Below are 11,316 nucleotides of genomic sequence, written 5' to 3'. Positions count from 1 at the left end.
GTCCAGGGCCTCCGCCGGGCCGGAGGGACAGTCCGTGCTGACGATGGGGCAGCCCAGCGCGAGCGCCTCCAGCAGCACCATGGGCAGGCCCTCGAAGCGCGAGGAGAGCGCGAACGCCGTCGCCCTCCCCATCAGCGCATGCGGGTTGTCCGCGAAGCCGGGCATGAACACCGACGACTCCACACCCAGCTCCTTCACCAGCGCCTTCAGCTCCGCCTCCAGCGACCCCACCCCCAGGATGAGCAGGTGCGTGTCCGCCCCGGCCGCCTGCATCCGGGCATGCGCGCGGATGAGCACGTCGAAGGACTTCTGCGCCTCCAGCCGGCCCACCGCGATGACCACCGGCTTCTGGTACACGGCCTGGGCCCACTGCGGCAGCGGGGCATGCGCCGCGGCGCGGATCCGCGGCGCGTCCACGAAGTTGGGGATGACCTCCAGCCGCTCGCGGTCCACGTTCACCAGCTCCGCGAACGCCTTCGCGGAGTCGTAGCCACACGCCACGATGCGGTCCATGCCCGGGTACAGCACCTTGAGGCCCCAGAGCTGCCGGCGCGGCTGCTCGCGGTGGAACGCCCCCCAGTCGAAGTGCACCATCCCCAGCACCGGCTTGCCCAGCATCGCCCCGGCCATCCGCGCCAGCAGCGCCGCCCGGCCCTCCTGCCCGGAGACGATGATGTCCGCCTTGCGCGCCTCGTTGAACAGCCTCCAGAGCATCCGGGGCAGCTCCCAGCGCCGGTACGCTTCGATGCCCACGCCCCAGGAGATGGGCACGTCCGCGGGGATGCGGTCACGCGTGTCCGGCGGCGGGGGCCCGTGGTGGAAGAACAACGAAGGGTCGAACCGCTCCCGGTCCAGGCCCGCCAGCACGTTGCACACCGAGCGCTCGATGCCGCCCGTCCCCATGAAGACGAGCGTGAACAACACGCGCCGTCTGGCGGGCGCCGGTGCGGAGGCGGTCATGTCTCGCTGCGCCAGCGGGTTCAATGTCTGGGTTTCCCGGAAAGAAATGATTTTCATTTCCCGTGCGGCTCGCGAACGACCGCCGGGCCCTCCCGTTGAATGGCCCGTGGATCAATAGCCCAGGCACCGTGCCATAGGTAGCGAAGGACTCACGGGCGCGCCACTCAGCGGACAATTGAATGGCGTGATGGTTTTGGATCTCCTGGCCCCTTGTTTTCGGAGGATTGAAACACGGGCCCGGCAGCCCGGCGGGCGGGTTCGTGACACGGGGCAGCGGCACCCTGGGGGCGGTCCTCCAGCACGTGTGACTCCCTGGGGCGGAAACCTCCGCCCGGCGGACTCCTGTCGGGAACCCAGCGCCTGGATATAGGCTCACAACCCATCCCCGTGAAGAAACCCAACCCCCTGCGCCCTGCCCGCCTCCTCGCGCTCGCCCTGGCGGGTCTCCTCGCGCTGGCCGTCGTCATCGCGGCACGCAACGTGCGCACGGCGCGCGCCGTGTTGCATCCCGCGCGTCAGGCGTTGAAGCCGCTCGGCGACGCGACGCTCGCGAACCGCACGGACGCGGTGCTGCGCACGCGCGACGGGCTGACCCTGCGCGGCTGGTACGTGCCGTCGCGCAACCGCGCGGCGGTGGTGGTGCTGCACGGCTTCGCGGAGAACCGCACGCAGATGCTCTTCGAGGCGGAGGCGCTGTCGCGCGCGGGCTACGGCGTGCTGCTCTTCGACTCGCGCGGCCACGGCGAGAGCGACGGCGACCTCGTCACCTGGGGTGACCGCGAACGCGAGGACCTGCGCGCGGCGGTGGACTTCCTGTCGGCGCGGGCGGACGTGGACCCTTCGCGGCTGGGGGTGCTGGGCTTCTCCATGGGCGGCACCACCGCGCTGCTGGAGGCGCTGGATGACCCACGCCTCAAGGCGGTGGCCGCCGCGGGCGCGTATCCGTCGCTGGTCGCCGACACACGCTACAGCTACGGCAAGTGGGGGCCGCTGAGCGTGCAGCCGGTGCTCTGGACGATGCGCCTGTCCGGCGTGGACGTGGACGCGGTGGACCCCATGGCCCGCCTGTGCGACCTGAAGGGCCGGCCGCTGCTGCTGATCAACGGCGACGTGGACGCGTACGCGCCTGCGTTCCTCCAGGACGCGATGTTCCAGGCCGCGTGCGAACCCAAGGCCTACTGGGTGGTGAAGGGCGCGCACCACGGCGAATACGCGAAGACGGCGCCGGAGGAATACGCGCGCCGGCTGCGCGACTTCTTCGCCGCGGCGCTGCTCGGCGGCTCCTGATCAGGGCGTGTCGGGCGTGTCCAGCGCGGCCCGCCAGTGCGGGGGCTCATCCATCGCGGGCCGGCTCTCCAGCAGCTCGTGCGGACGGAAGCCCGCCTTGTAGCGCAGCGAATCACACGCGAGCACGCGGTAGCCCAGGTAGACGTACGGGATGCCCCGCTCGCGCGCCAGCTCCACCTGGAACAGCACGCTCGCCTTGCCCAGCGACAGTCGCGAGTAAGCGGGGTCGTAGAAGAAGTACACCGCGCTCCACGCCTGCGGCATCTCGTCACACAGGCCCAGGCCCACCAGCTTCGGACCCGCCGGGTCGCTGTCGTCGTACCAGGCCACCTCGCGCGCGGACGGGTGCGGGAAGGCGAACTGGAGCGAATACTCACGCGCGCCCAATTCCGACGCGTCCCATTCGCGCACCGTCTCCCGCTCCGCGTGCCACGCCCGGTACAACGCGAGCCGCTCCTCGTCCACGCGCGGCGGCCCCACCTCCACGCGCAGGTGCGCGCACGCGGCCCGGGCCCGGCGCTGGCTGCGGTTGGGCTGGAAGCCCTCCACCGACACCCGCAGGGACACGCACTCCTGGCAGGAGACGCACGCGGGCCGGAAGTACTGCGGCCCGAAACGGCGCCACCCCCGCACGAGCAGGTGCTCGTACTCCCGGGGCGTGACGTTGCGCATCAACAGCGTCTCCAGGGACGCCTCCCGCCCCGGCAGATAGCTGCACGGACGCGGAGTTTCGATTTCGTGTGCCAGCAGGACGGCCATCGGTGTTCCTTTCCTGTCGGCCCGGCGTCCTTCCGTCAAGCAGTGCCTGCCTGGTCGGCGACCCACCCTCCGTCGGGAACGACCCATTCCGATGATCCGTTCCGTATCGAAGGGTGGCACACCGACTGCAAGTCACCGGCTGACGCCGTACTGCTTGCGGAAGAGGAAGAACGCACATGGCCCGCGAGGAACTGCTTCCCGGATGGCTGCCGCTCGACCCGGCGGAAGACACCGACCTGACCGCCCACGGCGACGCGTTCTCGGAGGAGGACGCCCCGGAGCCCTTCATCGCCTCCACCCGCGACCTGGGTGAGGACGACGACAGCTTCGACGACGGCTTCGACTTCGCCGTGGCCAGCTTCTGACGCCGCGGACGGGCGCGGGCGGACGGCCACGGTGTGGCAATCCTGTCGCGCCAGGACCGCAAAACCTGCCGGATCCGTGGCCGGCGACGCAGTAGAAACTTCCGAGAAACCGGGAGGAATGCCCGGACGCCCCCTCCCCCGTGAGGCAGGCGGGTAGCGCCGGACACTGGGGCGGAACCGGGGCGCAATGCCCCTGTGGCAAAATGTCCCGTCACTCCAGGTCGTCCGGGACAGGCAGTCCCCCGGCTGGCTTCTCAGTCGTGGGCCACGCCCGGTATAAGTCCGGCATGTCCCAGATTGACGTCTCGGTGGTGATGCCGACGTACAAGCGCGAGAAGGAAGTGGTGGAGGCCATCCACTCCGCGCTGCGTCAGGAAGGCGTCCAGGTGGAGGTGCTGGTCCTGGACGATTCGCCCGAGGGCACCGCGCGCGAAGCGGTGCAAGGCCTGGGTGATGCGCGCGTGCGCTACTTCAAGCAGGAGGTGCCGTCCAAGGGCCGTCCCGCGCTGGTGCGAAACCACGGCGCCACGCTGGCCCGGGGCCGCTACCTGCACTTCCTGGACGACGACGACCTGCTGGCCGAAGGCGCGCTCAAGGCAATGGTGTCCGCCCTGGACGCGCGGCCGGACGCGGGCGTGGCGGTGGGCTGGGTGGTGCCCTTCAGCGAGGACCCCGAGTGGCTGGAGGACAAGAGCAGCTACTTCGAGCGCGTCGCGAGGGTGGGCGCCACCACGCCCAACAGCGCGTGGACGGTGGCGCACATCCTGTTCCTGGGCACGCTGTACGTGAACTCCGCGTGCATGGTGCGCCGCGACTACTTCCAGCCGCTGGGCGGGTTCGATCCGAACATCCCCGTCTACGAGGACGTGGACTTCTACATGCGCGGCATCCGCCGCTACGGCCACGTCTATGTGAACCGCCCCATCCTCAACTACCGGGTGGGCAAGCCGTCGCTCATGCACGACCTGGGCAAGAAGGGCGAGAAGGTGGAGAAGTCCGTGGCGGAGTCCAACGCCATCATCCACAACAAGTACCGGCGTGAGCACGGGGAGCTGGAGTACCGGCTCCTGCAGCTTGCCACGCGCGCGCTGAAGAAGCGCTTCGAACTGACGCGCTACCTGCCCCTCAAGCTGCCCCGCGCTTCCTGAAAGAGTCCCCACCGTGAGCCTGCGTCGTCGTCTCGTTGGAACCGCCAAGCGGCAGTTGAAGCAGACCCTGGGGCCCGTCGTTCAGCGTGCGATGGCCCCCGCGCGCGCCTTCCTCCCCCCTGAGACGTGGAGCCTGGAGTCGCGTCCCGGCCAGGGCCTGTTCCTGGAAGGCGTGTCGCTCACGAACCTGGTGAAGGAGCACGGCTCGCCGCTGCACGTGGTGCACCTGGCCGCCCTGAACCGCAACGCGGCGGCGTTCCAGGCGGTGCCCCCGGGCGCGGCGGGCGGCTGCGAAGTCTATTACTCGTACAAGACCAACCCCGTGCCCGGCGTGCTGGCCGCGCTGCATGCGCAGGGCGTGGGCGCGGAAGTCATCTCCGCCTACGAGCTGTGGCTCGCGCTCAAGCTGGGCGTGGCGCCGGAGCGCATCGTCTACAACGGTCCGGTGAAGTCGGACGCGTCCATCCGCGAGTCGATTACTCGCGGCATCGGCCTGCTGGCGGCGAACCACGTGGAGGAATTGGACGTGTTCTCGCGGCACGCGGCGGAGCTGGGCAAGCGCCCGCGCGTCGCGGTGCGGGTGACGACGGCGCAGGGCTGGACGTCGCAGTTCGGCACGCCCATCGCGGGCGGCATGGCGCTGGCCGCGTACCGCAAGGCGCTGGCGGCGGGCACGCTGGACGTGGTGGGCCTGCACGCGCACCGGGGCGAGCTCATCCGCACGGAAGGAGAGCTGGAGGGCTTCGTCGGCTCCGTGCTGGACTTCGCGGACGAGCTGCACCGGGAGCTGGGCCTGGACCTGGAGGTGCTGGACCTGGGCGGCAGCCTGTGCACGCCGACGGTGGAGCACATCGAGAACAGGGACTGGCGGCTCAACCTCACCTTCCAGCGCGACCTGCCGGCGCCGGACTTCGCGGCGGCGCTCTCCATCGAGCGCTACGTGGCGAAGGTGGTGTCCCAGGTGGAAGCGCACTACGCGAAGAAGGGCCGCGCGCGTCCGCGCATCTTCCTGGAGCCGGGCCGCGCGATGACGGGCAACACGCAGCTCCTGCTGGGCCGCGTGCACGCGCTGAAGGACGGCGGCGAGCGCACCTGGGCGGTGCTCGACATGGGCATCAACCATGCGGAGTGCGTGCGCAACGAGTACCACCAGCTCTTCCACGTCGAGCGGCCGGACGCGCCCGCGCACCGGGCGTACACGGTGGTGGGCCCCATCTGCACGCCGGGCGACACGCTGTACCACGCGGTGCGGCTGCCGGAGCTGAAGGTGGGCGACACGCTGGCCATCATGGACGCGGGCGCGTACTTCGTGCCCTTCGGCACGTCCTTCTCCTTCCCGCAGCCGGCCATCGTCGGCGTGGAGGGCGGGAAGGTGCGCGTGCTGCGCCGGGCGGAGCAGAACGAGGACCTCATCACCTTCGATGCGCCGGCCCCCGTGGCCTCGCGGGCCGCCAGCTAGCGGCCCGCCCGTCGTCCGCCGCGCCTCTCAGCTCCGGTTGAAGACCATCATCCGGAGGAAGGCGCGGGGGTGGCGCGCGGACCCGTAGGCGATGGTGGCCAGCTCCACCGCCGCGGGCATCATGTCGTCCCGGTCGATGAGCGGATCCACCGCCTTCTCACGGTGGGTGTTGAGCCACTGCCGCCACTGCCGGGCCTCGCTGGCCGGCAGCGCGCCGGACAGCCGCTGGAGGTTGAGCAGCATCTCCAGCGCGATGCGGTTGCAGAACACCTCTTCGTCATGGCGGGGGGCCACGTCGCGCGCGTCCGCCACGGCGTTCGCGAGCGCGTCCCGGTTGCCCGTGGCCGCGTGGTACGCGAGCAGCGGCAGGGGCAGCCCCCGCGCGATGTCGAAGCCCATCTGCCCGTAGAAGCGCGGGTTGAAGTCGATGAGGAGGTAGGAGTCCTTCGTCTGGATGAACTCCACCTCGAAGACGCCGTGGTAGCCCAGCCGCTTGCACAGCCGCGTGAGGCCCGCGACGAGGTCCGGGCGCAGGGGGGCGGATTCGAAGCAGACGCCCACGCCCAGCTTGCGCGGACGCTGGAGCACCTTCATGGCGGCGCGGGCCTCGAAGAGTTCGCCGGATTCGTCCACGAAGCCGGAGAGGCTGTAGATGCCTTCGGCCGCCTCCGGATGGAACTCCTGCACCATGGGGTTGACCACGGCCGGATCGAACTTCACGAGCATGGGCGCGTACGTGTCGCGGGCGAACTCGCGGTACTCGCGCGCCAGGTCCTCCGGGGACGCCACCGGCTGCCCCTTGCGGTGGGTGGCGTGGAGGATCTGCGTCGTGGGCTTGAGCAGGACGGGGAAGCTCGCCTCGCGGCGCACCTGCTCCAGGTCCGCTTCCGACTGGGGAAACCAGGTGCGCGGCAGGTGCAGGCCCACCTCCGTGCCCACCTCGTAGAGACGGCGCTTGTTGAGCAGCCCGTACACCGCGTCCACGCCCGGGTCGTAGAGGTGGAAGAGGTCCTCCAGCTTCGGGCGGTGCGCGGCGATGAGCCACGCCAGCTCGTCGCTCGTCGGGTAGAGCACGTGCTTGACGGGCTCGCGCAGGCCGAAGTCCACCAGCCACTGGAGGAAGGCCTCCGGCTGGGATTCCGGCGGGCACTGCACGCGGCGGCTGACGAAGCGCGAATAGCTGGCCGGGCCCAGCCGGCCCGTATCCGCCACCGTCACGTCCACGCCGTGGCGGCCCAGACAGCGCGCCGCGGCCAGGGTGCCGTAGAAGTTGGCGGAGAACAGCAACACGGGGGGACGGGCCGCGATGACTGCCGCGGGGGCCTCATCGGAGAAGGCCGCCTCTTCCATCTCTTGCTCCAGATTCGCGGTGTCGGCCCCGCCGCGAGGGCGCGCGGAGGAACGACGGGATTGTCGCAGACGCTGCGCGAGGCGTCCGCCACCCGCATCGGGGGTGGCAGGACCGGCGGCCGATGTGCTGGCCATCAGACCCGCGGTGAGAAGCGTCAGAAGGTGCCTGTTCATGTCGAGCCATCTGCCTTCCGGAAGCCCGGGTGACGCCCGGAGGGCAATTCCCGACAGAATACCTTTTCCCGCTGCGCTTGCGATCGACCCCCGCGACGATTGCACCTCCAAGCAGCGACCTTCCGTCAGGGAGGAATGCCGCCGGGCGGGCTCCAGCGCAGACACCCGTGGGTCAGCAGCCAGGCGTCGGTGGCGACCCCTGGAGTCATGGCCGCGAGGCGCGGGATGGACTCCGCGAAGGCGTCGGGCGGTGAGGTGTGGCCGGCGGCGCGCGCGGCCTTCCATGCGGACTCCCAGGCCTGGAAGAAGGCGTGCACGGGCTCGCCTGGACGAACGCGGCGGCGCAGGTCGCGGGGGAGCCAGTCGCGCAGCAGCAGCGGCGCGAAGCCCCGGGAGAAGTTGGTGTGGAACAGGAGGCTCTCACGCAAGGGGGGCGCGTCCTCGGAGACACGACGCAGCAGGTGGGCCACGAGCACCGCGCCGTCCGTGTCGGAGCTGCCCTCCACGAGCAGGCCGGATGGCAGCAGGGAGCGCGACAGCGTGCGGTGCACCTCCGGGATGCGCTCCAGGGGGCCCTGGCGCAGGAGGTTCATGGCGCGCACGACGCGGGCGGGTTCGTCCGGCGACAGGGGCAGCGTGAAGCCGCCTTCGCGAAAGTGCGTCCGCGCATCCGCGTGGGTGCGCGCGGCGGCACCCGCGCGCTCCGCGTCCAGCTCCACGCCCACGACGATCAGCTCCGGGTTCAACGCGCGGAAGGCCGCGGCGCTCTCCAGCGTCGTCCAGGGGTGTTCCCCGAAGCCCACGTCCACGAAGGCGGCGCGGGCCCAGGCGTCATCCTGACGCGTGAGGAGCGCGGATTCGAAGTGGCACAGGTACGCGTCCAGCGCGCGCAGGCGCCCGGGAGCGGTGCGTCCCCGCGTGCGGATGTCCAGCTCGGCGTCTGCCATCCCCTGGACATGGGCGAGCGTCGCCGGGACGTCAAGATCCCCGGTCCGTTCCCAGGCCCTCGGGTCCGCCGCACCGCCCGGATTTTCGTCCGTCCCGCATCGCACCTAGAGTCTGGGTTCCGTGAGCGACCCGTCCACCCGCTGCCCTCGCTGTGGCGCCCCCCGTGCGGCGGGGCCCGAGTGCCCGGCGTGCGGCGTCATCTACCTGCGCGCGGAAGTGCGCGCCGCCACCCGACAGGCCGAAGAACGGGACGCCGCGAAACGGGACGCGGTCCTGCACGAAGCGGAGGACCAGCGGCTCGCGCTGAGCGAGGCCCTGGAGGCCCACGCCGTGCCCACGTTCGTGCCGCTCCTGGTCGCGGCGCAGCCAGAGCAGGACCCCCGCCTGGAAGGCATCACCTTCCACACAGAAGAGACGAGCGGCGAGGGCCTCCTGGAGGCGCGCCTGCGCCTGTGCGTCCTTCCTGCGGCGCTCCTCGTCGCCTACCTCACGGTCCGTTCATCGGGCTTCGGCGGCGTGTTGCGCATCGTCCTCACGATGCCGTTGCACGAGTTGGGGCATGCCGTCACCGCCTGGCTCTGCGGCTTCAGCGCCACCCCCTTTTTGTGGGTCACGTCGGTGTCGGAGGAGCGCTCGACCCTCATCCCATTGGCCATGGCGGGCCTGCAGGCGGCCCTCGTGTATCAGGGCTGGAAGCGGCGCCAGTGGACGTGGATGGGGGTGGGCGCGGTGCTGCTGCTGGCGCAGGCCGTGGGCACGCTGGGCCTGGACCGTATGCAAGGCCAGGCCCTGGTCACCTTCGGAGGCGACGCAGGGATGATGGTGCTGGGCACGGCGCTGATGGCCACCTTCTACGTGCCCCCGGAGCACTCCCTGCGCAGGCACGCGCTGCGCTGGGGCTTCGTCGCCATTGGCGCGGCGGCGTTCATGGACGGCTTCGAGCAGTGGTGGGCCGCTCTCTCCCACGTGGAGCGCATCCCCTTCGGCTCCATTGATGGCGTGGGCCTGAGCGACCCGAGCAAGCTGGTGCAGACCTACGGCTGGAACATCAGCCACCTCATCCGCCGGTACGTGGCGGTGGGCATCACCTGCCTCGTCGCCCTGGGCCTCCTCTACCTGGGTGCCCTCTGGCGCGTGCGCGGATTGCTGCGCCGCGGGACTTCCACCGCGGGCTGACGCCAGTCGCCGAAGGGCCACTCGAAGCCGGGCGTGCGCCGCACCTCCGGCGACCGGGCCCCCCGCCACTTCAGCGCCTCACCGGGCCGCAGCAACAGCGCCTTCGGGCCCTCGCCCTGCTCCTTGCGCACCTCCGCCAAGCGCTCCGGATAGGGATCCGCGTCCGGGTTCTCATCCAGCGAACTGGCGCCCGTGACGGGCTCCCCCGGATAGCCCTCGTAGCGAGGCCCCATGCCTTCGCGCCAGTACCAGGGGGCACCGCCATCCGCGCAGGGCACCACGTAGCGCGCACCCAGCAACGCGCCGTAGCGCAGCGCCTCCTCCGGCCCCGCCATCAACCGCTGCGGCGTGGTGAGCGCGTCGCGCGGCACGTTGACGAGGAAGGCATCCAGCGTGGTGAAGCCGAAGAAGATGGGCGGCAGCCGGAAGCCGCGCACGCCGCAGAAGAGCACATCCACCGGGCCCTGCTTCTTGTGCACCGCACGGCACACCGCATCCATGTCCCCGCGCACGTCGTGGCCCGCGTCCGCGAAGAAGGCGGCGGAGAAGTCCGGCGTGCTCACGTGCCACGTGTTGCCCTCGTTGAAGAGGCCCGAGTGCGGCCCTTCGCCATCGGTGGGCTGCTCGCCGTGGAAGGGCAGCGCCCGCACCGTCACGTCGCCCACCTGCCGCGTCTCGCCCCAGCGCAGGGCCTCCACGCGCGTGAAGCCCAACTGCGTGAGCCGCAGCGCGCAGTCCGTGGAGAAGAGGCTTTCGCGCGCCACCGTCGGCACGAAGATGCGCGTATCGCGGGGCAGCGGCAGCAGCGAGCCCAGATGGAAGTGGTCTCCGTGTGAATGCGTGATGACCACCGCGTCCACCCGCCCCAGGTCCCCGGCCTGCAATGGCCCGTAGCCGGGCAGGTCCGCGTCCCCGGCGGGACGGAAGTACGGATCCACCAGCACGCGCCCTTCCCTGCCCGCCACCAGCACCGTGTTGTGCCCCACGAAGAGGGCCCCCGGTCCGGGCACCTCCACCGGCCCCTCGTGCCGCACGAGCCAGCCGGCCTGGGACATGTCGCCCAACAGCTCATCCACGACCGGTACGACAGACAGTCCGCGCAACTCCTCCGGCGTCGCGCCCCGAGCGAGCGCGGCGAACAGGTCCGCCACCACCGGCCAGTCCTTCGCGCGCACCGGCACGTCCAGGCCCAGTGATTCCTGGCGCAGGTGCAGCACGCGGGGACGGTGGCGCAGGGCATCCGGGAAGAGGACGTCCTCGCGCAGCACGCGACGTCCCATGCGCCGCTTCGTGCCCACGCACAGCGCGGCATAGCGGGGCGTGTCCTCCAGCCAGCGCACCAGCGCGTCGGCCTCCCGCAGCGCGCCCTCGCGGCCCAGCGCGGCGATGTGCCGCTTGAGCGGAAGCTGCGCCCGGCGCACCGGACGCGCGGTGGGCCCCTGGATGCTGCACCCCAGATCCTCGTGGTGGTCGGCCTCCGTCTTCGCGGAAGCCAGGACGGCCAGGCTGACACCACGGTGCAGGGTGAGTCGCATGCACGGCGACGTCGCACGGCCCGTCGCCCTGCGCAAGGGCCCGCGAGCCTCGCGACTCGGGCAGCGACGGGCCGCCGGGTCGCTCGCGTCCGGGGAGACGCCTCCGGTTGTGGGCCGCCCGCGAACGCCGCTACCCTCCGCCGCACCCATGGCCC

Annotated in this window: 10 protein-coding genes; 5 read left to right on the top strand and 5 right to left on the bottom strand. The window is 71.1% G+C overall.

Annotation, left to right across the window (positions count from 1 at the left end; all coding sequences use genetic code 11):
* Window positions 1-960: glycosyltransferase (locus D7V88_RS32725; protein WP_147448951.1), on the bottom strand; the 960-nt coding region annotated here is incomplete at its 3' end.
* Between the two features lie 387 nt (window positions 961-1,347).
* Here D7V88_RS32725 and D7V88_RS32720 point away from each other — a divergent pair.
* Entirely contained in the window at window positions 1,348-2,247 is a 900-nt protein-coding gene (locus D7V88_RS32720) for an alpha/beta hydrolase (protein ID WP_244238518.1), read from the top strand.
* Here D7V88_RS32720 and D7V88_RS32715 read toward each other — a convergent pair whose 3' ends face one another.
* Complete coding sequence (locus D7V88_RS32715; protein ID WP_120544547.1) at window positions 2,248-3,006, bottom strand: arginyltransferase; 759 nt, start codon at window positions 3,004-3,006, stop codon at window positions 2,248-2,250. It abuts the gene before it with no gap.
* A gap of 176 nt (window positions 3,007-3,182) precedes the next feature.
* Here D7V88_RS32715 and D7V88_RS32710 point away from each other — a divergent pair, with 176 nt between their 5' ends.
* The 3 genes from D7V88_RS32710 to D7V88_RS32700 all read left to right on the top strand — a co-directional run bounded on the left by D7V88_RS32710 (window position 3,183) and on the right by D7V88_RS32700 (window position 5,978).
* Window positions 3,183-3,371, top strand: coding sequence for a hypothetical protein (locus tag D7V88_RS32710; RefSeq protein WP_120544546.1), 189 nt, complete (start codon window positions 3,183-3,185; stop codon window positions 3,369-3,371).
* A 287-nt stretch (window positions 3,372-3,658) separates the two neighbouring features.
* Entirely contained in the window at window positions 3,659-4,519 is an 861-nt protein-coding gene (locus D7V88_RS32705; protein WP_120544545.1) for a glycosyltransferase family 2 protein, read from the top strand.
* A 13-nt stretch (window positions 4,520-4,532) separates the two neighbouring features.
* Complete coding sequence (locus D7V88_RS32700; protein WP_120544544.1) at window positions 4,533-5,978, top strand: type III PLP-dependent enzyme domain-containing protein; 1,446 nt, start codon at window positions 4,533-4,535, stop codon at window positions 5,976-5,978.
* 27 nt (window positions 5,979-6,005) lie between these two features.
* Here the strand turns inward: D7V88_RS32700 and D7V88_RS32695 are convergent, their stop codons facing one another.
* Together D7V88_RS32695 and D7V88_RS32690 are read right to left on the bottom strand one after the other, a co-directional pair.
* Window positions 6,006-7,328, bottom strand: a complete 1,323-nt coding sequence (locus D7V88_RS32695; RefSeq protein WP_120544543.1) for a carboxylate--amine ligase — start codon at window positions 7,326-7,328, stop codon at window positions 6,006-6,008.
* A gap of 299 nt (window positions 7,329-7,627) precedes the next feature.
* Window positions 7,628-8,449 (bottom strand): methylase, encoded by an 822-nt coding sequence (locus D7V88_RS32690; RefSeq protein WP_120544542.1) that lies wholly within the window; start codon window positions 8,447-8,449, stop codon window positions 7,628-7,630.
* Window positions 8,450-8,570: 121 nt separating this feature from the next.
* On the opposite strand from D7V88_RS32690, the gene D7V88_RS32685 reads away from it, so the two are divergent.
* A complete protein-coding gene (locus D7V88_RS32685; protein WP_120544541.1) occupies window positions 8,571-9,626 on the top strand; it encodes a hypothetical protein in 1,056 nt (351 codons plus the stop codon).
* On the opposite strand, the gene D7V88_RS32680 is transcribed toward D7V88_RS32685, so the two are convergent.
* Window positions 9,563-11,161: an MBL fold metallo-hydrolase gene (locus tag D7V88_RS32680; RefSeq protein ID WP_120544540.1), complete on the bottom strand. Its 1,599-nt coding sequence runs from the start codon at window positions 11,159-11,161 to the stop codon at window positions 9,563-9,565. The two genes, D7V88_RS32685 and D7V88_RS32680, sit on opposite strands and share 64 nt — an antisense overlap.
* Between the last annotated feature and the right edge of the window lie 155 nt (window positions 11,162-11,316).

The organism is Corallococcus terminator (genome assembly GCF_003611635.1).
Taxonomy (GTDB): domain Bacteria; phylum Myxococcota; class Myxococcia; order Myxococcales; family Myxococcaceae; genus Corallococcus; species Corallococcus terminator.
The sequence above is the reverse complement of the archived record's forward strand: the minus strand, read 5'-3'. Positions and strand labels throughout refer to the sequence as shown.

Bases quoted from the DNA above. Each gene is read 5' to 3' on its own strand.
- D7V88_RS32695 (WP_120544543.1), bottom strand. From the start codon at position 7,328: ATGGAAGAGGCGGCCTTCTCCGATGAGGCCCCCGCGGCAGTCATCGCG.
- D7V88_RS32715 (WP_120544547.1), bottom strand. From the start codon at position 3,006: ATGGCCGTCCTGCTGGCACACGAAATCGAAACTCCGCGTCCGTGCAGC.
- D7V88_RS32680 (WP_120544540.1), bottom strand. From the start codon at position 11,161: ATGCGACTCACCCTGCACCGTGGTGTCAGCCTGGCCGTCCTGGCTTCC.
- D7V88_RS32690 (WP_120544542.1), bottom strand. From the start codon at position 8,449: ATGGCAGACGCCGAGCTGGACATCCGCACGCGGGGACGCACCGCTCCC.
- D7V88_RS32710 (WP_120544546.1), top strand. From the start codon at position 3,183: ATGGCCCGCGAGGAACTGCTTCCCGGATGGCTGCCGCTCGACCCGGCG.
- D7V88_RS32705 (WP_120544545.1), top strand. From the start codon at position 3,659: ATGTCCCAGATTGACGTCTCGGTGGTGATGCCGACGTACAAGCGCGAG.